This is a genomic window from Stutzerimonas stutzeri (genome assembly GCF_051028275.1).
Taxonomy (GTDB): Bacteria; Pseudomonadota; Gammaproteobacteria; order Pseudomonadales; family Pseudomonadaceae; genus Stutzerimonas; species Stutzerimonas stutzeri_AS.
In genome coordinates, this window is the sequence record NZ_CP069269.1 from 969,607 (window position 1) to 989,428 (window position 19,822).

Genomic DNA, 19,822 nt, shown 5'->3' on the forward strand with positions numbered 1-19,822 from the left:
GCATATGGCGGCCAAGCGGAGTGGTTGAGGCTTCGCTTGCTAGCCATGCCAACCCGACCGGTAGAAACGCCTTGCCGATTCCACCTGGCGGCAAATCGATTATTGCCTGAGGAGAGAAGGGCGAATGAGCAAATTCTGGAGCCCCTTCGTCAAAGAGCTGGTGCCCTATGTGCCGGGCGAGCAGCCGAAGCTGACCAATCTAGTCAAGCTCAATACCAATGAGAACCCCTATGGCCCATCGCCCAAAGCGATCGCGGCGATGCAGGCTGAACTGAATGACAACCTGCGGTTGTATCCAGACCCGAACGGCGAGCGCCTCAAGCAGGCAGTTGCTGCCTATTACGCGGTTCGTCCCGAGCAGGTGTTCGTCGGCAATGGCTCGGACGAGGTGCTGGCGCACATCTTTCACGGGCTTTTCCAGCACGGGAAACCGTTGCTCTTCCCGGATGTGACGTACAGCTTTTATCCCGTCTATTGCGGCCTCTACGGCATTACTTATGAATCCGTTGCGTTGGACGACCGCTTCCAGATAGATGTGGCCGATTACGCCAAGCCCAATGGCGGGATCATCTTCCCCAATCCCAACGCGCCGACCGGCTGCTTGCTGGCGCTAGACGCGATTGAGCGGCTGTTGAGCGCGAACCCTGATTCGGTCGTAGTAGTCGACGAGGCCTACATCGATTTTGGCGGCGTATCAGCGGTTGCCCTGGTCGATCGCTACCCGAACCTGCTTGTCACCCAGACGTTGTCCAAGTCGCGTTCGTTGGCTGGCCTGCGTGTCGGTCTCGCTGTAGGGCATCCCGATCTGATCGAGGCGCTGGAGCGTATCAAGAACAGTTTCAACTCCTACCCGCTGGACCGTATCGCTATCGCTGGCGCCGCAGCTGCGTTCGAGGATCGTGCCTATTTCAGTCAGTGCTGCGAGCAGGTGATCGCTAGCCGCAACGGCCTGACGGTCGCGCTTGAGGATCTGGGGTTCGAGGTGCTGCCCTCCGCAGCCAACTTCATCTTTGCCCGCCATCCGCAGCGTGACGCTGCCGGCGTGGCTGCTGGGCTGCGCGAGCAAGGCGTCATTGTTCGGCACTTTAAACTGCCGCGCATTGATCAGTTCCTGCGCATCACCATTGGCGCGCCGGAGCAGAACCAGGCCTTGCTCGATGCGCTGAAGCGTATTGGGTGAGCCCCGGCCAGACCGCGTGCGGCACAGTCGTATGCGGTTTACGATCACCACTGTGGACAGGGTCGAGGCGGGCGTTGTAGCGAGTGCATATGCGGGAGCAGTACGCGAACGTCGCTCAACGTCCTATCGCCAGGCCCTTCGCCTCTACTGCGGAGGCTTTTCCACCAGCGATCGCATTCCGATTTCAGCGGTCATTGTCATCGGTTTGCCGTTGCGCAGGATATCAATGTCTATCTTGTCTCCTGGACGCACGCGGGCAATTTGATTCATCGAATTGCGACCATCGCTCGCGGGTTCACCATCAATGCTGAGAATCAGGTCGCCGGGCAGCAGGCCGGCGCGCTCAGCTGGGCCGTCGCGGTACACGCCAGCAACAACGATACCTGGCCGGCCCGCCTGGCCAAAAGACTCGGCCAATTCCGGTGTGAGGGATTGCACCTCCACACCGAGCCAGCCGCGAATGACCTGACCGTGCTCGATGATTGATCTCATCACATCCAGCGCAAGCTTCACGGGGATGGCGAAACCAATGCCCTGTGAGCCGCCGGATTCGGAAATGATTGCCGTATTGATGCCAATGAGGTGACCTGCTGTGTCAACCAGTGCGCCGCCAGAGTTGCCACGGTTGATCGCCGCGTCAGTCTGGATGAAGTCCTCGTAGGTGTTAAGGCCCAGCTGGTTGCGGCCGGTTGCACTGATGATGCCCATCGTGACGGTCTGACCCACCCCGAACGGATTTCCAATTGCCAGTGTAACGTCGCCGATGCGGATCCCATCCGAGCGGCCAATGGTAATGGCAGGCAGGTCGGCCAGATCGATCTTGAGCACTGCCAGGTCAGTCTCAGGATCGCTGCCGATCACCCGTGCAAGCGTTTCTCGGCCATCTCGCAATGCCACGACAATCTGTTCGGCGTTCGCGGTCACGTGGTTATTGGTCAGTAGGTAGCCTTCCGGACTCATGATCACCGCTGAGCCCAGGCTCGACTCCATCCGACGTTGACGAGGCAGGTTGTCGCCATAGAACCGCCGGAACAGCGGATCGTCCTTGAGCATGGGGGGCTGGCTGGAGCTGTCTATCACCTTGGTGGTATAGAGGTTGGCTACTGCGGGCGCCGCGCTGCTGACGGCGTTGGCATAAGAGTAGGGGCCTTGCTGCGGTAGGGCGATCAGGGGGGCTTGCTGCAGGCTATATTCTGGCTCGTCACTTAGACCTACCAGATGCGGATAGCGCTGAATGATCAGTAGGGCCAGCAACAGGCCAACCAGCAACGGCCAGCCAAGAAAACGCAGGGCATTGATCATCGCGATTGGAGGTCCGGACAGGTTGCGGAGGGCAAGAGCGCCTCTTAAGGTGACGGCATTATACGAAGCTGGCCGCGAAATGCAGCCTTACCCTGGCGAAACTGCAGAACACCGCCTAGATGCGTAGCCTCTTTCGCTAGGCATACTGTTCTGCTGACATCCGCTGCAAGTCGTTTTGATACGCATGATCTCTGAGAGGACACTTTATGGCCGTTGCGCTGACCACTCTGGTCGAGGAGACCGATCGCTACTTGAACACCACTGGTTTTCAAGACTACTGCCCCAACGGGCTGCAGGTACAAGGGCGCTCGCAGGTACAACGGATCGTTAGTGGAGTAACGGCCAGCCAGGCGTTACTCGATCTGGCAGTTGAAGCGAAGGCGGATGTCGTACTGGTGCACCACGGCTATTTCTGGAAAAACGAAGATTCCCGGTTAGTGGGTATGAAGCAACGACGGCTGAAAACGTTACTTTGCAACGACATCAGTCTTCTGGCCTACCATCTGCCACTCGACGTGCATCCGGAGGTGGGTAACAACGTGCAGCTGGCCCATATGCTAGGGCTGACGGTTGAGGGGCCGTTGGATCCGGGCAATCCGCGGTCGGTTGGCCTTGTCGGTTCGCTCGATACGCCACTCTCGCCTGCAGACTTCATGCTCCGGGTGCAAAGCGCGCTAGGCCGGGAGCCCGTGATGGTCGAAGGCCCTGGATTAATCAGGCGCATCGCGTGGTGCACCGGCGGTGCTCAGGGCTATATCGAAAAGGCAGTGGATGCGGGTGTCGATGCCTATCTGACCGGTGAAATATCCGAACCGACCGCCCATATTGCTCGGGAAAATCAGCTGAGCTTTTTTGCCGCGGGCCATCACGCCACTGAACGCTATGGCGTAAAAGCACTGGGCGAATATCTGGCGAAGCGCTATGACATCGAACATCTTTTTATAGATTGTCCGAATCCCGCCTGACGCGGTCTTGGCACCGAACGCAGCGTTATCCGGCGCAGACGATGCAGGGTTTCGGCTGATATAAAGCTATAGCATTTAGGTCTAAGCAGCGGCCTGATTAGAATTTAATGCCGTGCTAAAGTTGCCGCTCTCCAGGCCGTGCCGGCCTTCCATCTGCAAAAATCGTGAGTAGCCATGGTCGACAAACTGACGCATCTGAAACAGCTGGAGGCGGAAAGCATCCACATCATTCGTGAGGTGGCCGCCGAGTTCGACAACCCGGTGATGCTCTATTCCATCGGCAAGGATTCTGCCGTGATGCTGCACCTGGCGCGCAAGGCGTTTTTCCCTGGCCGCCTGCCTTTCCCTGTGATGCACGTCGACACGCGCTGGAAGTTTCAGGAGATGTACCGCTTCCGCGAGAAGATGGTCAGTGAAATGGACCTGGACCTGATCACGCACATCAACCCCGACGGCGTGGCGCAGAACATCAATCCGTTCACCCATGGCAGCGCCAAGCACACCGACATCATGAAGACCGAGGGTCTCAAGCAAGCGCTCGATAAGCACGGCTTTGACGCTGCATTCGGGGGTGCCCGGCGGGACGAAGAGAAATCCCGCGCCAAAGAGCGCGTCTACTCCTTCCGGGATAGCAAGCATCGTTGGGACCCCAAGAACCAGCGACCGGAGCTCTGGAACGTGTACAACGGCAACGTGAAGAAAGGCGAGTCCATTCGTGTCTTCCCGCTGTCGAACTGGACCGAGCTGGACATTTGGCAATACATCTATCTGGAACAGATCCCGATCGTGCCGCTGTACTTCGCCGCCGAACGCGAGGTTATCGAGAAGAACGGCACCCTGATCATGATCGACGACGAGCGCATCCTCGAGCATCTCACCGATGACGAAAAGGCACGCATCGAGAAGCGCATGGTCCGTTTCCGTACCCTCGGTTGCTACCCGTTGACCGGCGCGGTGGAATCCACGGCCTCGAGCCTTCCGGAGATCATCCAGGAAATGCTCCTGACGCGTACGTCCGAACGCCAGGGTCGTGTCATCGATCACGACGGCGCAGGTTCGATGGAAGAAAAGAAACGTCAGGGCTACTTCTAAGGATTCCGCACCATGTCCCATCAGTCCGATTTGATCAGCGAGGATATCCTCGCGTACCTGGCCCAGCACGAACGCAAAGAACTGCTGCGCTTTCTGACCTGCGGCAACGTCGACGACGGCAAGAGCACCCTGATTGGGCGTTTGCTGCACGACTCGAAGATGATCTATGAAGATCACCTCGAAGCCATTACCCGCGACTCTAAGAAATCCGGCACCACGGGCGATGACGTCGATCTGGCGTTGCTGGTCGACGGCTTGCAGGCCGAGCGCGAGCAGGGCATCACCATCGATGTCGCCTACCGCTATTTCTCCACCGCCAAACGCAAGTTCATCATTGCCGACACCCCCGGTCATGAGCAGTACACGCGCAACATGGCCACCGGCGCCTCCACTTGTGACCTGGCGATCATTCTGGTCGATGCCCGCTATGGCGTGCAGACCCAGACCAAGCGTCACAGCTTCATCACCTCCTTGCTGGGCATCAAGCACATCGTTGTCGCCATCAACAAGATGGACCTGATGGACTTCGATCAGCAGGTCTTCGAGCGCATCAAGGCCGATTACTTGGCGTTCGCCGAGCGCATCGAGCTCCAGCCGACGTCGCTGCACTTTGTGCCGATGTCCGCGCTCAAGGGCGACAATGTGGTCAATCGCTCAGAGCGTGCACCGTGGTACGAAGGCCAGTCGCTCATGGAGATTCTTGAAAGCGTCGAGATCGCTGGCGACCGCAACTTCGATGACCTGCGTTTCCCAGTGCAGTACGTCAATCGCCCGAACCTCAATTTCCGCGGCTTCGCTGGCACTCTGGCCAGCGGCATTGTGCGCAAGGGCGATGAGGTGCTGGTGTTACCGTCCGGTAAGCGCAGCACCGTCAAGTCTATCGTCACCTATGACGGTGAGTTGGAGCAGGCTACGCCAGGCGAGGCGATCACCTTAACGCTGGAAGACGAGATCGACGTGTCCCGCGGCGACATGCTGGTCCATGCCGACAACCAGCCGCGTATTGCCGATGCGTTCGACGCCATGCTTGTATGGATGGCTGAAGAACCGATGCTGCCGGGTAAGAAATACGATATCAAACGCGCCACGAGCTATGTGCCAGGCTCCATTGCCAGCATCACCCATCGGGTCGATGTGAATACCCTGGAGCACGGCCCGGCGAGCAGCTTGCAACTCAACGAGATTGGGCGAGTCAAGGTCAGTCTCGACGCGCCGATTGCGCTAGATGGTTATGCGACGAACCCGGCGACCGGCTCGTTCATCATTATCGACCGCCTCACCAACGGTACCGTCGGCGCGGGCATGATCATCGCCGACCCGGTCGCCCATGGTTCGACCGGGCATCACGGTGCGCTGGCTCATGTCTCTACTGAAGAACGCGCCAGCCGTTTCGGTCAGCAGCCCGCTACGGTGCTCTTCACGGGCCTGTCAGGTGCTGGCAAAAGCACATTGGCATACGCAGTCGAGCGCAAGCTCTTCGACATGGGCCGGGCTGTTTACGTGCTGGATGGCCAGAACCTGCGCCACGACCTCAACAAGGGCCTACCGCAAGATCGCGCAGGGCGTACCGAGAACTGGCGCCGTGCCGCGCATGTGGCTCGTCAGTTTAACGAAGCCGGCCTGATCACTCTGGCAGCCTTCGTCGCGCCCGATGCCGAAGGCCGCGAGCAGGCCAAGGCGCTAATAGGCACAGACCGTACGATTACCGTCTACGTCCAGGCTTCACCGCAGACTTGCCAGCAGCGCGATCCGCAGGGGCTATATGCGGCGGGTGGCGACAATATCCCAGGTGACTCCTTCCCCTATGATGTACCGGTGGACGCTGATCTGGTGATCGATACTGAGTCGCTAACAGCGGAAGAGGGGGCCAAGCAGGTGATTGATCTGCTGCGTATGAACGGCGTTATTTAAGCTGTTAGTTTGACTAAAAAGGCGCCCTGCTGATGCAGGGCGTCTTCGTTTGAATGGCTGAATCCGAAGGAGGCGTAGGTTGGAATAGGCGAAGGCGTATTCCGATGTTCGCGAGGGACGGTGCGGTTAGGGTTTCAAGGCTGGAGTGTCGCTCGCGGTAATGACAGAATCGCCTTCGACGAAGCCATCATACGGAACGCGATCCCAGGTATCGCAGCTCGATCCTATAAGGGTGACCGCGTTAGCCAGACCACGATCTATTGAACTGGTGCTTTTCCAGGCGTGCTCACTACCATGGCCTGAGGTCGACAATGGCAACTACGCTACTTTTGTTCTCGCTGAGCAGCACGACCATCGGTTTGGCGCGTGCCATCAGTGGTACCCAAGCGGTAGCGGTGGGCCAGTCCTGTAACGCCTTTCTAACCAATGTGGCTTCGTTGAAGTCGTTCAGCTTTCTGAGTGGTTGCGCGCGCTGACGTATGGCCTCGGCCATATCTGACATGGGCCTATATAGGCCAGGGCGCTGCGCTATGTCGCTGCCGCCCAGCGCCGCTTCGAAAAGAATTTTCTGGCGCTGCTCGGGATCATCAGGTCTTACCGCCCCGACCCATCGTGGTCCAGACCAGGAAGCGTTGCGGTATTGAATTGGGGCTTCGTCCAGTTTGCGGGGCTCGATATCCAACGCCGTTACCACATCGAACCGATCGACGTTATAAACAATCCATACCGGGCGTCCTTCTGCTACGACCCAGAGACCATAGCCCAGCGCGGCCAGCTGCAGGCAGGCGATGATCATCAGATCCATGGTCAGGGTCCTCTTGCCGACTTTGAATATCAACAAGGTCAACAGTGGGCCAAGGACTACGTCGACGAGCAGCAGCAACAAGAATATCTGGGTGATTGCCAGCGCTTCGTGTAGGGGGGTGGGGTACCAGAGGACAAACACCAATATCAAGATAAGGAAAGCTATAACTATCGAGGCGGCAAGGTGCATCAGAGACGCCTTGATGCGGGCAGGCATGACGGAGCTCCAAAATTCTAGACCGTACAGCGAGAAATTCATGAGCATACAAACAAAACCCCGCCGATAAGGGCGGGGTTTTGAATGACACTGGTGTTACGCAACCGCACGGGTTGCACAATCACTACGCTTAGCGGCACTCGCTCGGAGCGAACTGGGCAGGCAGTGTGCCAGCGGTCAGAGTTGTAAGGCCGCGGCCGGCGGAAACTAGGTTGGCTGTGGAAGCGCAGCCCCAATCAACAGAACCAGTATTGCCGGTGCCGAAGTTGTTGGCAAGTTGAACGGCGCCGTTGCCAGTTTGAATGTACGGTGTGTAGACCAGCGTTGCAGCAGCTGGGATGTTGCCAACGTTGTCTTCGTTGAACGTAACGGTCACTTCGCCAGTAGCATCGTCAACTAGCACGGACGCGACGTATTTACTTACTGCGCCAGAGTTGTTTGCTTGGGCATTCCATGCAGTAGCTACGGCAAGCAGTTCGGCTTGGGTATTTGCATTTTCTGCGATAAGAGACTTAGCACTGGAGGCAAGACCCACACCTTCGGTAACGCGTGCTCGAATCGTATAATCCTGATAAGCCGGCAACGCCACTGCTGCCAAAATACCAATGATCGCTACAACGATCATCAATTCAATCAGGGTAAAACCTTTTTGCATCTGAGCTTTCATGTGTTTCTCCTTGAAATGTTCAGGCGTTGAGCCTGCAATCACTACTGCAGCCGGCGTGCCAACTATTGGGTCCCGCGAAACACGCGGCTATCCGAGCCTATGTGAACCATGCACGCTGCCTGGATGCGTGCCCTTCTGACAATTCTTGTCACTTGGCGCGACGCCGTTTGGCACCCTTCCTTATCTGCGTTATAAGGCGTGGCATTAATACGGGGGGACCTATGCCATGACGGACAACATTGCACTTTCCGGCCTCGCCAAACAGATGGTGCTAACCGGGCTGCTTGATGACAAGGCGGCGCAACAAGCGCAACAGCAGGCTGCGCGTAATAAGCTGTCGCTGGTCACCTATGTCGTGCAGAACAAACTCGCCAATGGTCGTGCGGTGGCTGAGTTGGCAGCCGACCAGTTCGGCGTTGCCTATATGGACCTTAACGCGCTGGATAAGGAGAGCCAGCTAAAGGATGTCGTCTCGGAAAAATTGGCCCGCCAGCACCGTGTGCTGCCATTGCTCAAGCGAGGCCATAAGCTGTTCGTGGCGGTTTCTGATCCGACCAATCATCAGGCGGTGACGGATATCCAGTTCAGCACCGGGCTGACAACTGAAGCGATCCTCGTTGAAGATGACAAGCTCGGGTTGGCTATCGATAAATTCTTCGAGAGTGCTACATCCGGGCTGGAAGATCTAGGCGAGGTGGATCTGGACGGAGTGGACGTTCAGAGTGTGTCGGACGATGGGTCGAGCGAAGATGTGGGAGAAGCTGCTGATGATGCTCCCGTCGTGCGCTTCGTCAACAAGATGCTGCTCGACGCCATCCGCGGCGGATCCTCCGACCTGCACTTCGAGCCTTATGAGAAAGCCTTTCGAGTTCGCCTCCGTACGGATGGCATCCTGCACGAAGTCGCAAGGCCGCCGATCCAGCTAGCGCCCCGAATTTCTGCACGCCTCAAGGTCATGGCTGGGCTGGACATATCCGAGCGGCGCAAACCGCAGGATGGTCGGATCAAGATGAAGCTGTCCAAGACCAAAGCCATCGACTTTCGCGTGAACACGTTGCCGACCCTGTGGGGCGAGAAGATCGTGATGCGGATTCTCGACCCCTCCAGTGCCCAGATGGGTATCGATGCGCTGGGTTATGAGGAAGACCAAAAGGAGTTGTACCTGAGCGCGCTCAAGCAGCCGCAGGGCATGATCCTCGTTACCGGCCCAACGGGGTCGGGTAAGACAGTATCGCTCTATACCGGCCTGAACATTCTCAATACAGTCGATGTAAACATCTCCACTGCGGAAGATCCGGTTGAGATCAACCTCGAAGGTATCAACCAAGTCAACGTTAACCCTCGTCAAGGAATGGACTTCTCCCAGGCGCTTAGGGCGTTTCTGCGTCAGGACCCGGATGTGATCATGGTCGGGGAGATTCGCGACCTGGAGACTGCAGAGATCGCCATCAAGGCGGCACAGACGGGTCACATGGTGATGTCGACGCTTCATACGAACAGCGCCGCAGAAACCCTGACACGCCTGCGCAACATGGGTGTGGCGGCCTTCAATATCGCCACGTCAGTGAACCTGATCATCGCCCAACGTCTGGCGCGAAAGCTGTGTAACAGTTGCAAGAAAGAAGTCGAATTGCCGCGTGAAGCACTGCTGGAAGAAGGATTTCCGGCCGATAAGATTGGCACGTTCAAGATCTACGGTCCGGTGGGCTGCGAGAATTGCACAGGCGGCTATAAAGGTCGTGTCGGTATTTATGAAGTGGTTAAAAACACGCCAGCCCTGGCCAGGATTATCATGGAAGACGGCAATTCCATCGACATTTCCACCCAGATGCGTAAAGACGGCTTCAATGACCTGCGGACTTCGGCTCTAGTCAAAGCCATGCAGGGCGTGACGAGCCTGGAAGAAGTCAACCGGGTGACCAAGGACTAACATGGCGCAGAAAGCGATTAAAACCAGTGTCTTCACCTGGGAAGGGACGAACAGGCAGGGCGCGAAGATCAAAGGCGAGCTGAGCGGTGTCAGCCCAGCGTTGGTCAAGGCGCAGCTCCGTAAGCAGGGTGTCAATCCGCAAAAAGTGCGCAAGAAGTCGGCGTCGCTGTTCAGTGCCGGCAAGAAGATCAAGCCGATGGACATCGCCTTGTTTACCCGGCAGATGGCAACCATGATGAAGGCTGGCGTTCCGCTGTTACAGTCGTTCGACATCATTGGCGAGGGTTTCGATAATCCGAATATGCGCAAGTTGGTGGACGACCTGAAGCAGGACGTTGCCTCGGGTAACAGCTTCGCCAGCGCGTTGCGCAAGCAGCCCAAATACTTCGATGATTTGTATTGCAACTTGGTTGATTCAGGAGAACAGTCCGGCTCGCTGGAGACCTTGCTGGATCGTGTCGCGACCTATAAGGAAAAGACTGAGGCACTCAAAGCGAAGATCAAAAAGGCGATGAACTACCCTATCGCCGTCATACTCGTAGCGATCATCGTATCGGCAATCCTGTTGATCAAGGTTGTCCCTCAGTTCCAAGACGTTTTTGCCAACTTCGGTGCCGAGCTGCCAGCATTCACCGTGTTTGTGATCGGCATTTCAGAAGCTCTGCAAGCCTGGTGGCATCTGGTTTTGCTTGGGATGTTCGGGGCCGCTTATGGCTTTAAAACTGCCCACAGCAAATCCGAGGGTTTCCGCAACTGGTTTGACCGGCTCCTGCTCAAGATGCCGATTGTCGGTGACATCCTCTACAAATCGGCGGTGGCTCGTTTCGCACGGACCCTGGCAACGACCTTCGCCGCGGGTGTGCCGCTGGTGGACGCGTTGGACTCCGTGGCAGGTGCCACAGGTAACGTGGTATTCCGTAATGCGACGATGAAGGTGAAAAGTGACGTCTCCAGCGGTATGCAGCTGAATTTTTCCATGCGCACGACCGGCACATTTCCGAGCATGGCTATCCAAATGGCGGCCATCGGTGAGGAGTCGGGCTCGCTGGATCAGATGCTTGCAAAGGTCGCGACCTTTTATGAGGACGAAGTGGACAATATGGTCGACGGCTTAACCGCACTGATGGAGCCCATGATCATGGCTGTGTTAGGTGTGCTGGTTGGCGGTTTGATCATTGCCATGTACCTCCCGATCTTCCAGTTGGGGGCCGTGGTCTAAGAATGGATGTTGCTACGTTTTTGGCCAGCACCCCGCTGGCCTTTGTTTTGTGCGCGCTCGTGTTGGGTCTGCTAGTCGGCAGCTTCCTGAATGTGGTGATCCACCGTATGCCAATTATGATGCAGCGGGACTGGCGCGCTCAGGCGCGTGAGTTTCTTGAATTGCCAGCCGAGCAAACAGTGCCTTTCAACCTCGTCCTGCCTCACTCTCATTGCCCGCATTGCGATCATCAGATCCGGGCCTGGGAAAATATTCCTTTAGTCAGCTGGCTGGTTTTGCGCGGCAAGTGCGCTTCGTGCCGAGCGCCGATTAGCAAGCGCTACCCGTTTATCGAGTTGCTCTGTGGAGTGTTGTCTGGCTACGTGGCCTTGCACTTCGGTTTTTCCTGGCAGGCGGGTGTCATGCTGGTGCTGACGTGGGGGCTCTTGGCGATGAGCATGATCGATGTCGATCATCAGCTGTTGCCTGATTCCATCGTCTTACCGTTGTTATGGCTTGGGTTGATCATCAATGTGTCCGGCCTGTTCGCCCCGTTGCCCGATGCTGTGTGGGGAGCAGTGGCGGGGTATCTCAGCCTGTGGATGGTGTACTGGCTGTTCAAGCTCGTAACCGGAAAAGAAGGTATGGGCTACGGTGACTTCAAGTTGCTGGCCATGCTTGGCGCCTGGGGTGGTTGGCAGGTATTGCCGTTGACCATTCTGCTCTCGTCTGTCGTGGGTGCGGTGTTGGGTACCGTTATGTTGCGTATGCAGAAGGCCGATAGCGGCACGACAATTCCTTTTGGCCCCTATCTGGCAATTGCGGGCTGGATCGCTCTGCTTTGGGGTGACCAGATCACCTCGGCCTATCTTCAGTTTGCCCGCTTCTAACGGTACAGCTCGCCCGTGCCGGCTGGGCCGACGGCACGCTTAGCGACACGTCTATATTGGCAGCCGTCCTCGCTGTCTGATTGCACTGAGCGGCTCCTCGACCACGACCGGGTCACTGGTCGTCTTAGCACTTGCGTCCTTGCTTTCGTGGCGTTACTACTGCGCGTCGTTTTTTTCCGTCTGGATGGGTGTGATGAAACCTTGGGTCCTGGGATTAACCGGCGGTATCGGCAGCGGAAAGAGCGCAGTGGTAGAGGCGTTCGGTCGCCTCGGTGTGCACTGGGTCGATGCGGATCACGCCGCTCGCTGGGTCGTCGAGCCGGGCAGGCCTGCGCTGGGGGCAATTGTCGATCGGTTTGGCGAGCAGGTTCTGTCACCTGACGGTAGTCTGAATAGAGCAGCTCTGCGCGACTTGATCTTTCGCAACCCAGATCAGCGCAAGTGGTTAGAGGCATTGTTGCATCCGCTGATCCGTGAGGAGACAACGGCGCACCTGGCTCGGGCCGCTTCACCCTATGCGATCATGGTCTCGCCCTTGTTGATCGAGTCCGGCCAGTACCGCCAGGTCGATCGCGTACTGGTGGTCGATGTGCCTGAGGCGCTACAGCTGGAGCGAGCTGTTCGGCGTGATGCAACCACCGAAACGCAGATCCGCGCCATTCTCAAGGCGCAGCTCAGTCGAGAAGAGCGTCTGAGTCATGCGGATGACGTTCTGGTCAATGATCGCGATCTGATGTGGCTCACACGCGAAGTTGAGCGTTTACATAATTTTTATCTGACGCTACGAGGAGGTCGGAAATGAGTGCTACGGTTGTCGAATGCCCTACCTGCGGTGCGCCGGTTGAATGGAGTTTGAAAAGCCCCAGTCGTCCGTTTTGTTCCGAGCGCTGCAAGTTGATCGATCTTGGTGCCTGGGCTTCGGAGGAGCATGCGATTCCAGGTAATGAACTGGACGAGGACTTGTTTTCCGATGACGTCCCGCCTCGCTCGCACTGAGAGCAAGCGATTTATAGTCCTCGTTAGAAAATATCTCTAGGCCTGTTTGTTGCCCTCGTCCTTCCATGGCGCCTGAAGGTAGCGGCTTCGGTTAAAGGTTTCCATCCAGTCCGGATAGAACACGACCAGCGCGCTCACGACTGTGCCGTTGATGAAGGCTTCGGGGAACATCACAAGCCAGATGTAGCCGGCAAAATCGGCCAGCCACGGCGGCATTGGATAGCGATCGTCGAGCAGCAGGATGCCGAGTCCAGCGAGAATGCAGAACAGTGCCGCGAGGCCGGCCGCAAAGAATCCTGAAAAGAAGATATAAACAAAAAGATTTCGCGGCTGGGTTCTCTCGACCGCGATCGCACAAAGCTCCGTTACCGTAACGGGAATCAATACGAGCAATACTCCATTGAGGCCGAGGGCCGCCAACTGTTGATGGCCGGTGGCGGCCAATCCTAGCTGTGCAATCAAAGCCGCAAGGATCGCCAGGGGCCAATCGAGCAATAGCGTCACCGCGGTCAGGCCAATGAAGTGGAATGAGAGCCCCGAATCGAAATCCCGGCGCACCAGCCACAAAAGGAAGATTGCCAACACCGCGCCGAACAGCAGATGCTGGCGGCGGGTGTCACTGAACAGCTCCACCCAGGGTGCTCGGATGCTGGCCCATACCAATCCAGCCGCATAGATCAGCCAGCCAAGCAAGAGGCTGGTCGGTGCAAGCAATTCGGTAGCAATCATCTTTCAAGATGCCCCCATGGATGGCTGTGCCAGCGGTGCCGCGGCCTGTACCTCTGCATCACCACTGGGGTAGGTGCTAGTCCGGTCAAGGAGCAGGGTTGGGTTGCTGGGTATGAATCGCCTCGATGGCTTCGAGCACCTCGGGTGAAAGCGCCAGCTCAGTGCTGGCGAGATTGCTTTCCAGCTGATTGAGCGACGTGGCACCAATGATGTTGCTCGTGACGAATGGTTGCTGGGTTACAAAAGCCAGCGCCATTTGCGCCGGGTCAAGGTTGTGCTCCCGGGCGAGCGCTACGTAACGAGAGCAGGCCGCTAGCGACTGGGCGTTGGAGTAACGTGCGAAACGGCTGAATAGCGTGATCCTCGCTCCTGCCGGTCGTGCGCCTTGCTCATATTTGCCGCTGAGCATGCCAAAGGCTAGCGGTGAATAAGCCAGCAGCCCGCAATGTTCGCGGATGGCAATTTCCGCCAGGCCTACCTCGAAGGTGCGATTGAGCAGGTTGTAGGGGTTCTGAATCGAAACGGCGCGTGGCCAGCCCATCGACTCTGCAAGCTGCAGGAACTTCATGGTGCCCCATGGCGTTTCGTTCGAAAGTCCAATATGGCGAATTTTTCCAGCTTTTACCTGTTCATCGAGTACCTCGAGTGTTTCCTCGATCGGGGTGAGATTCTCATTCTGATGCCGGTAGCCAAGCTGCCCAAAAAAGTTCGTACTGCGCTCAGGCCAATGCAGCTGATAAAGGTCGATCCAGTCGGTCTGTAGGCGTTGCAGGCTGGCATCAAGTGCGGCGACGATGTGTTGGCGATTCATCTTCAATTGCCCGTCGCGGATGTGGGTGATGCCGTTACCAGGGCCGGCAACTTTGCTGGCGAGAATCCAGTCCGCGCGATTTCCCCGGGCCTTGAAATAGTTGCCTATGTAGCGTTCGGTGGTCGCGTAAGTCTCCGCGCGGGGTGGCACTGGATACATTTCGGCGGTGTCGAGAAAGTTGATGCCTGCCGCTTTGGCACGGTCTAGTTGGGCAAATGCCTCATCCTGGTCGTTTTGCTCGCCCCAGGTCATGCTGCCGAGGCATAAGGCACTTACTGTCAGATCGGTGCGGCCAAGCTGGCGCAGTTCCATGTTCTATCCTTTTTGCTGATGGTTTTTGCTGAGTCCGATCGGTGAAACGGTCGATAAGTTTCACCCGATCACGACCCTTAAGGTTGTTGAGGGCACCGGATGATGCTTATTAGGTGTCCGCTGGCTTAGCTTTCCGGTAAACGCACGCCGAACGTGCTTGCTATTTTGCCCGCAATCCGGATAATTCCGCAGCCTGTCGCCGGGGATGCCTAGCCCGTTGACGCAAACACGAGGTAGGGGATGCCTAGCCTACCGAACACTGCCGTAGCGGACGCGCTGACCCGAGCCCCCGATAGCGTCTGTTTCCGGCTGTCCTGGCCTTGCCAGGGCGAGCACCATTCAGTAAGATTCGCCGTCTTATTTTCAGGGCGGCCCCTGAGGCTATAACGAATGAAGACTTTTACTGCTAAACCGGAAACCGTCAAGCGCGACTGGTTCGTCGTCGACGCTGCCGGCCAGACCCTGGGTCGTCTGGCAACCGAAATCGCTAGCCGCCTGCGTGGCAAGCACAAGGCGGAATACACCCCTCACGTCGATACCGGTGATTACATCGTCGTTATCAACGCCGAGCAAGTGCGTGTTACCGGTGCGAAGACCACCGACAAGATGTACTACTCTCACTCCGGTTTCCCGGGTGGCATCAAGTCGATCAACTTCGAGAAGCTGATCGCCAAGGCGCCAGAGCGTGTGATCGAGACCGCGGTCAAGGGCATGCTGCCCAAGAATCCGCTGGGTCGCGACATGTACCGTAAGCTGAAGGTGTACAAGGGTGCGAACCACCCGCACACCGCTCAGCAGCCCCAAGAACTGAAGATTTAACGGAATAGTTCATTATGTCGGCGACTCAAAACTACGGCACTGGCCGTCGCAAGACTGCAACCGCGCGCGTATTCCTGCGTCCGGGTACTGGCAAGATTTCCATCAACAACCGTGAGCTGGATAACTTCTTCGGGCGCGAGACTGCTCGTATGGTTGTTCGTCAGCCTCTGGAACTGACTGAAACTGTCGAAAAGTTCGACATCTATGTCACTGTTCTCGGTGGTGGTGTGAGTGGGCAGGCGGGTGCTATCCGTCACGGTATCACCCGTGCTCTGATGGATTACGACGAGACTCTGCGTCCTGCGCTGCGTAAGGCTGGCTTCGTTACTCGCGATGCTCGCGAAGTTGAGCGTAAGAAAGTCGGTCTGCGTAAGGCGCGTAAGCGTCCGCAATACTCGAAGCGCTAATTCAGGCTTCTCAAAAAAACGCCCAGCTCTTCGCGGAGCTGGGCGTTTTTTTATGGGTGTCGATTCTAAAGGCGGTCGTTTCGTTCCTGCGACAGCTTGTCACGTTACGAGCCCCGATTTTCGGGGCTTGGCGCTGCGTTGTATCCGGTTATTACCTTGTCATAGAAGGGGCTTTTCTTTACCATTTGGCGAATTTTTTCGCGGCTGTTTTTACGTAGTAGACGCCTGCTTTCGGTAGGCCATAAGAAACTGATGGGAGACGACTGAATGAGCAATGACGGCGTGAATGCTGGCCGGCGTCGCTTCCTCGTAGCCGCTACTTCGGTAGTAGGTGCTGCAGGAGCGGTGGGTGCCGCGGTCCCGTTTGTGGGATCGTGGTTCCCAAGTGCCAAGGCCAAGGCAGCCGGTGCACCGGTTAAGGTAAATATCAGCAAGATCGAGCCAGGCCAGCAGATGGTTGCGGAATGGCGCGGTCAGCCGGTGTTCATTGTGCGTCGTACCGAGGAGGCGCTGGCTAACCTGGACAAGCTAAGCGAGGCAGTTGCCGATCCGAAATCGGAAGCCTCCGTGCAGCCTGAATATGTCGACCCGGTCGTTCGCTCGATCAAACCGGAACTGCTGATTGTCGTCGGACTCTGTACGCACCTCGGATGTTCCCCATCGTTTCGACCCGAAGTGGCGGCTGCTGATCTCGGCGCCGATTGGCTCGGCGGCTACTTCTGCCCGTGCCACGGTTCAAAATATGACATGGCAGGCCGTGTCTACAAGGGCCAGCCTGCGCCCTTGAATCTGCCGGTTCCCCCTCACACTTACGAAACCGACTCTGTGGTCGTTATCGGCGTGGATCAGGAGAGCGCGTGATGAGCAAGTTCATGGAATGGGTTGATGCGCGCTTCCCCGCGACCAAGATGTGGGAAGACCATCTGAGTAAGTATTACGCTCCGAAAAACTTCAACGTATTGTATTTTTTCGGTTCCTTGGCTTTGCTAGTTCTGGTCAATCAGATCCTGACCGGAATCTGGCTGACGATGAGCTTCGAGCCCTCAGCTGAGGGTGCGTTCGCGTCCGTCGAATACATCATGCGGGATGTGGAATACGGCTGGATCATCCGCTACCTGCACTCCACGGGTGCGTCGGCGTTTTTCGTCGTGGTCTATCTTCATATGTTCCGCGGGATTCTCTACGGCTCCTATCAGAAGCCGCGTGAGCTGGTCTGGATCTTCGGGATGATGATCTACCTCGCTCTGATGGCCGAAGCGTTCATGGGCTATCTTCTGCCTTGGGGTCAGATGTCCTACTGGGGTGCCCAGGTGATCATTTCGCTGTTCGGTGCCATTCCGGTGATCGGGGACGACCTGACCCAGTGGATTCGTGGTGATTACCTGATCTCGGGTATCACTCTGAACCGCTTCTTCGCTCTGCACGTTATCGCCTTGCCGATCGTGATTCTTGGGCTGGTTGTGCTGCACATCCTAGCGCTGCACGAGGTTGGTTCGAACAACCCGATGGGCGTCGATATCAAGAAGAGCAAGAACGAGGCAGGCATCCCGCTCGATGGAATTCCGTTCCACCCGTATTACACGGTGAAGGATATCGTGGGTGTGGTGGTGTTCCTGTTTGTATTCTGTGCCATCGTGTTCTTCTTCCCAGAGATGGGTGGCTACTTCCTCGAAAAACCAAACTTCGAGGCGGCTAACCCATTCAAGACGCCAGAACATATTGCGCCTGTTTGGTACTTCACGCCTTACTACGCCATTCTGCGGGCTGTGCCAGACAAGTTGCTCGGCGTGATCGCCATGGGCGCTGCTATCGCCGTGCTGTTCGTATTGCCTTGGTTGGATCGTAGTCCGGTCAAGTCGATGCGCTACAAAGGCTGGATGAGCAAGATCGCGCTGGTGTTGTTCTGCATCTCTTTCATCATCCTCGGTGTGCTTGGTGTGCTTGCGCCTACGCCTGAGCGCACGTTGGTATCTCGGATCTGTACTGCTATCTACTTCGGTTACTTCATCTTGATGCCGTTTTACACCAAGCTTGAGAAGACAAAAGTAGTTCCGCAAAGGGTGGCTGGCTGATGAAAAAGCAAATTGCTGCATTGATTTTTGCACTGGTGCCGGCTTTTGGTTTCGCCGCAGGTGTGAGTGTTCCTCTTGATGAGGTCGACGTCGACCTGACTGACAAGGTGGCACTGCAAGACGGTTTACAGACCTTCGCGAACTATTGCATGGGTTGTCACAGCGCGAAGTATCAGCGTTATGAGCGAGTCGCTAACGATCTGGGCATTCCTGAAGAGGTCATGCTCGAGAACGTAGTCTTTCCTGATGCCAAGATTGGCGATCACATGAAGATTGGCATGACGCCGGACGAAGCCAAGACTTGGTTCGGTGCGGCTCCGCCGGACCTGACGCTGGTGGCGAGGGTGCGTGGTAACGACTGGCTGTATACGTACTTACGCAGCTTCTACGAAGACCCGTCCCGTCCCTACGGCGTTAACAATACGGTGTTCCCAAACGTTGGTATGCCACACGTACTGGCGCCGCTACAGGGCCGGCAGGTGCTGCCAGGCAAGTTGCCAGAGGGTGAGTCGGTTGCATGTAAGCAGGTTCAAGTGGTTGAGGATGGTCGCAAGCAATTCGATCCGCTGACCGGCACGCCGATCACTCACGAAGACTGTCATGCCTTAACCGTTGTGCCAGGCACTGGAGCACTCACGGAGGCTGAGTATGATGAGAAGATCAAGAATCTGGTGACCTTCCTCGCTTATTCAGCGAACCCGGTCAAGCTTGAAAGTCAGCGCATCGGTACCTACGTGTTGTTGTTCCTGGCGTTCTTCTTTGTATTCGCTTATCTGCTGAAGCGTGAATACTGGAAAGACGTTCACTGATTCAGCTTGATATTGTTGTGCCCTGCGCGCGCCCTTATGGGCGCGCGTTTTTTTCTGCCGATCTATAAATTCCAACGAGGAGGGACCTATGGCCGCTACCAATCGGTTGGCCTGCTATTCCGATCCCGCCGACCATTACTCGCATCGGGTGCGTTATGTGCTCGCTGAGAAAGGCGTCAGCGTCGAAATAATCGACGTTGACCCCGCTCGCTGTCCGGTCAGGTTGACTGAAGTGAACCCTTACGCAAGCCTGCCTACGCTGGTGGATCGGGACCTTGCGTTGTATGAGCCCAATGTGATCACCGAGTACCTTGAAGAGCGGTATCCGCACCCGCCGTTGCTTCCGGTCTATCCTGTGGCTAGGGCGAACACTCGGCTGCTCGTGCATAGGGTGCAGCGCGACTGGTGTGCCCTGGTGGACCGTATCGATGATCGCCGTACTGCTGAGGCCGCGCGATTGCAGGCCCGCAAGGAGCTTCGCGAGAGCCTGACAGGCGTGTCACCCATTTTTGCCGAAAAGCCGTTCTTCATGAGTGATGAAATCAGTCTGGTGGACTGCTGCCTGTTGCCTATCCTGTGGCGTTTACCCAAACTCGGTATCGACTTACCTCGAGCAGCAAAGCCGCTACTCGACTACATGGAGATAAATTTTGCTCGCGAGGCCTTTCAGGTCAGTTTATCCGCCGTTGAGCGCGGCATGCGTTAAGAGAG

Annotated in this window: 20 protein-coding genes; 15 read left to right on the top strand and 5 right to left on the bottom strand. The window is 56.8% G+C overall.

The genetic code is table 11. The annotated features are described in order from the left end of the window. Positions 1-124 precede the first annotated feature (124 nt). Entirely contained in the window at positions 125-1,180 is a 1,056-nt protein-coding gene (gene hisC, locus JQR87_RS04420; protein ID WP_407292145.1) for a histidinol-phosphate transaminase, read from the top strand. A gap of 144 nt (positions 1,181-1,324) precedes the next feature. On the opposite strand, the gene algW is transcribed toward hisC, so the two are convergent. Continuing rightward, positions 1,325-2,482, bottom strand: coding sequence for a Do family serine endopeptidase AlgW (algW, locus tag JQR87_RS04425; RefSeq protein ID WP_407292143.1), 1,158 nt, complete (start codon positions 2,480-2,482; stop codon positions 1,325-1,327). A gap of 206 nt (positions 2,483-2,688) precedes the next feature. Here algW and JQR87_RS04430 point away from each other — a divergent pair, with 206 nt between their 5' ends. The 3 genes from JQR87_RS04430 (at position 2,689) to cysN (ending at position 6,450) form a co-directional block, all read left to right on the top strand. Then, complete coding sequence (locus JQR87_RS04430) at positions 2,689-3,447, top strand: Nif3-like dinuclear metal center hexameric protein (protein ID WP_407292141.1); 759 nt, start codon at positions 2,689-2,691, stop codon at positions 3,445-3,447. Positions 3,448-3,621: 174 nt separating this feature from the next. Beyond that, a complete protein-coding gene (gene cysD / locus JQR87_RS04435; protein WP_407292138.1) occupies positions 3,622-4,539 on the top strand; it encodes a sulfate adenylyltransferase subunit CysD in 918 nt (305 codons plus the stop codon). 12 nt (positions 4,540-4,551) lie between these two features. Continuing rightward, positions 4,552-6,450, top strand: a complete 1,899-nt coding sequence (gene cysN / locus JQR87_RS04440) for a sulfate adenylyltransferase subunit CysN (protein WP_407292137.1) — start codon at positions 4,552-4,554, stop codon at positions 6,448-6,450. Between the two features lie 289 nt (positions 6,451-6,739). Here cysN and tfpZ read toward each other — a convergent pair whose 3' ends face one another. Together tfpZ and JQR87_RS04450 are read right to left on the bottom strand one after the other, a co-directional pair. After that, positions 6,740-7,471 carry a TfpX/TfpZ family type IV pilin accessory protein gene (tfpZ, locus tag JQR87_RS04445; RefSeq protein WP_407292134.1) on the bottom strand — a complete coding sequence of 244 codons (732 nt, stop codon included), beginning with the start codon at positions 7,469-7,471 and terminating at the stop codon, positions 6,740-6,742. 130 nt (positions 7,472-7,601) lie between these two features. Beyond that, complete coding sequence (locus JQR87_RS04450; RefSeq protein WP_407292133.1) at positions 7,602-8,138, bottom strand: pilin; 537 nt, start codon at positions 8,136-8,138, stop codon at positions 7,602-7,604. A 226-nt stretch (positions 8,139-8,364) separates the two neighbouring features. On the opposite strand from JQR87_RS04450, the gene pilB reads away from it, so the two are divergent. From pilB to yacG, 5 genes are all read left to right on the top strand, one after another. Continuing rightward, on the top strand, positions 8,365-10,068 hold the full coding sequence (pilB, locus tag JQR87_RS04455; protein ID WP_407292131.1) for a type IV-A pilus assembly ATPase PilB: 1,704 nt from the start codon (positions 8,365-8,367) through the stop codon (positions 10,066-10,068). A gap of 1 nt (position 10,069) precedes the next feature. After that, entirely contained in the window at positions 10,070-11,287 is a 1,218-nt protein-coding gene (locus JQR87_RS04460) for a type II secretion system F family protein (protein ID WP_407292128.1), read from the top strand. A 2-nt stretch (positions 11,288-11,289) separates the two neighbouring features. Then, complete coding sequence (locus JQR87_RS04465; protein ID WP_407292125.1) at positions 11,290-12,156, top strand: prepilin peptidase; 867 nt, start codon at positions 11,290-11,292, stop codon at positions 12,154-12,156. A 193-nt stretch (positions 12,157-12,349) separates the two neighbouring features. After that, the gene (gene coaE / locus JQR87_RS04470) at positions 12,350-12,958 is read left to right on the top strand and encodes a dephospho-CoA kinase (RefSeq protein WP_407292122.1); all 609 of its coding nucleotides are present in this window, start codon (positions 12,350-12,352) and stop codon (positions 12,956-12,958) included. Beyond that, on the top strand, positions 12,955-13,152 hold the full coding sequence (gene yacG, locus JQR87_RS04475) for a DNA gyrase inhibitor YacG (protein ID WP_407292121.1): 198 nt from the start codon (positions 12,955-12,957) through the stop codon (positions 13,150-13,152). Before coaE ends, yacG begins: the two co-directional genes overlap by 4 nt. A gap of 36 nt (positions 13,153-13,188) precedes the next feature. Here the strand turns inward: yacG and JQR87_RS04480 are convergent, their stop codons facing one another. Both JQR87_RS04480 and JQR87_RS04485 read right to left on the bottom strand, forming a co-directional pair. Further along, positions 13,189-13,881, bottom strand: a complete 693-nt coding sequence (locus JQR87_RS04480; protein ID WP_407292118.1) for an energy-coupling factor ABC transporter permease — start codon at positions 13,879-13,881, stop codon at positions 13,189-13,191. Positions 13,882-13,966: 85 nt separating this feature from the next. Continuing rightward, positions 13,967-15,004, bottom strand: a complete 1,038-nt coding sequence (locus JQR87_RS04485; RefSeq protein ID WP_407292116.1) for an NADP(H)-dependent aldo-keto reductase — start codon at positions 15,002-15,004, stop codon at positions 13,967-13,969. 390 nt (positions 15,005-15,394) lie between these two features. Here JQR87_RS04485 and rplM point away from each other — a divergent pair, with 390 nt between their 5' ends. The 6 genes from rplM (at position 15,395) to JQR87_RS04515 (ending at position 19,817) form a co-directional block, all read left to right on the top strand. Beyond that, positions 15,395-15,823 carry a 50S ribosomal protein L13 gene (rplM, locus tag JQR87_RS04490; RefSeq protein WP_019342644.1) on the top strand — a complete coding sequence of 143 codons (429 nt, stop codon included), beginning with the start codon at positions 15,395-15,397 and terminating at the stop codon, positions 15,821-15,823. Between the two features lie 14 nt (positions 15,824-15,837). Next, the gene (rpsI, locus tag JQR87_RS04495) at positions 15,838-16,230 is read left to right on the top strand and encodes a 30S ribosomal protein S9 (protein WP_131649936.1); all 393 of its coding nucleotides are present in this window, start codon (positions 15,838-15,840) and stop codon (positions 16,228-16,230) included. Positions 16,231-16,497: 267 nt separating this feature from the next. Then, a complete protein-coding gene (gene petA / locus JQR87_RS04500) occupies positions 16,498-17,091 on the top strand; it encodes a ubiquinol-cytochrome c reductase iron-sulfur subunit (protein WP_407292115.1) in 594 nt (197 codons plus the stop codon). Next, the gene (locus tag JQR87_RS04505) at positions 17,091-18,302 is read left to right on the top strand and encodes a cytochrome b (protein ID WP_407292113.1); all 1,212 of its coding nucleotides are present in this window, start codon (positions 17,091-17,093) and stop codon (positions 18,300-18,302) included. The genes petA and JQR87_RS04505 overlap by 1 nt, the downstream gene beginning before the upstream one ends. Further along, positions 18,302-19,111, top strand: coding sequence for a cytochrome c1 (locus JQR87_RS04510; protein ID WP_407292111.1), 810 nt, complete (start codon positions 18,302-18,304; stop codon positions 19,109-19,111). The genes JQR87_RS04505 and JQR87_RS04510 overlap by 1 nt, the downstream gene beginning before the upstream one ends. Positions 19,112-19,199: 88 nt before the next feature. Then, the gene (locus JQR87_RS04515) at positions 19,200-19,817 is read left to right on the top strand and encodes a glutathione S-transferase N-terminal domain-containing protein (protein ID WP_407292110.1); all 618 of its coding nucleotides are present in this window, start codon (positions 19,200-19,202) and stop codon (positions 19,815-19,817) included. The last annotated feature ends 5 nt before the right edge of the window (positions 19,818-19,822 follow it).

Excerpts from the sequence above, each read along its gene's own strand:
- JQR87_RS04430 (WP_407292141.1), top strand. The coding sequence starts at position 2,689 with ATGGCCGTTGCGCTGACCACTCTGGTCGAGGAGACCGATCGCTACTTG.
- cysD (WP_407292138.1), top strand. The coding sequence starts at position 3,622 with ATGGTCGACAAACTGACGCATCTGAAACAGCTGGAGGCGGAAAGCATC.
- coaE (WP_407292122.1), top strand. The coding sequence starts at position 12,350 with ATGAAACCTTGGGTCCTGGGATTAACCGGCGGTATCGGCAGCGGAAAG.
- JQR87_RS04460 (WP_407292128.1), top strand. The coding sequence starts at position 10,070 with ATGGCGCAGAAAGCGATTAAAACCAGTGTCTTCACCTGGGAAGGGACG.
- JQR87_RS04480 (WP_407292118.1), bottom strand. The coding sequence starts at position 13,881 with ATGATTGCTACCGAATTGCTTGCACCGACCAGCCTCTTGCTTGGCTGG.
- JQR87_RS04465 (WP_407292125.1), top strand. The coding sequence starts at position 11,290 with ATGGATGTTGCTACGTTTTTGGCCAGCACCCCGCTGGCCTTTGTTTTG.
- hisC (WP_407292145.1), top strand. The coding sequence starts at position 125 with ATGAGCAAATTCTGGAGCCCCTTCGTCAAAGAGCTGGTGCCCTATGTG.
- JQR87_RS04505 (WP_407292113.1), top strand. The coding sequence starts at position 17,091 with ATGAGCAAGTTCATGGAATGGGTTGATGCGCGCTTCCCCGCGACCAAG.
- JQR87_RS04510 (WP_407292111.1), top strand. The coding sequence starts at position 18,302 with ATGAAAAAGCAAATTGCTGCATTGATTTTTGCACTGGTGCCGGCTTTT.
- cysN (WP_407292137.1), top strand. The coding sequence starts at position 4,552 with ATGTCCCATCAGTCCGATTTGATCAGCGAGGATATCCTCGCGTACCTG.
- yacG (WP_407292121.1), top strand. The coding sequence starts at position 12,955 with ATGAGTGCTACGGTTGTCGAATGCCCTACCTGCGGTGCGCCGGTTGAA.
- algW (WP_407292143.1), bottom strand. The coding sequence starts at position 2,482 with ATGATCAATGCCCTGCGTTTTCTTGGCTGGCCGTTGCTGGTTGGCCTG.
- tfpZ (WP_407292134.1), bottom strand. The coding sequence starts at position 7,471 with ATGCCTGCCCGCATCAAGGCGTCTCTGATGCACCTTGCCGCCTCGATA.
- petA (WP_407292115.1), top strand. The coding sequence starts at position 16,498 with ATGAGCAATGACGGCGTGAATGCTGGCCGGCGTCGCTTCCTCGTAGCC.
- JQR87_RS04450 (WP_407292133.1), bottom strand. The coding sequence starts at position 8,138 with ATGAAAGCTCAGATGCAAAAAGGTTTTACCCTGATTGAATTGATGATC.
- JQR87_RS04485 (WP_407292116.1), bottom strand. The coding sequence starts at position 15,004 with ATGGAACTGCGCCAGCTTGGCCGCACCGATCTGACAGTAAGTGCCTTA.
- rpsI (WP_131649936.1), top strand. The coding sequence starts at position 15,838 with ATGTCGGCGACTCAAAACTACGGCACTGGCCGTCGCAAGACTGCAACC.
- rplM (WP_019342644.1), top strand. The coding sequence starts at position 15,395 with ATGAAGACTTTTACTGCTAAACCGGAAACCGTCAAGCGCGACTGGTTC.
- JQR87_RS04515 (WP_407292110.1), top strand. The coding sequence starts at position 19,200 with ATGGCCGCTACCAATCGGTTGGCCTGCTATTCCGATCCCGCCGACCAT.
- pilB (WP_407292131.1), top strand. The coding sequence starts at position 8,365 with ATGACGGACAACATTGCACTTTCCGGCCTCGCCAAACAGATGGTGCTA.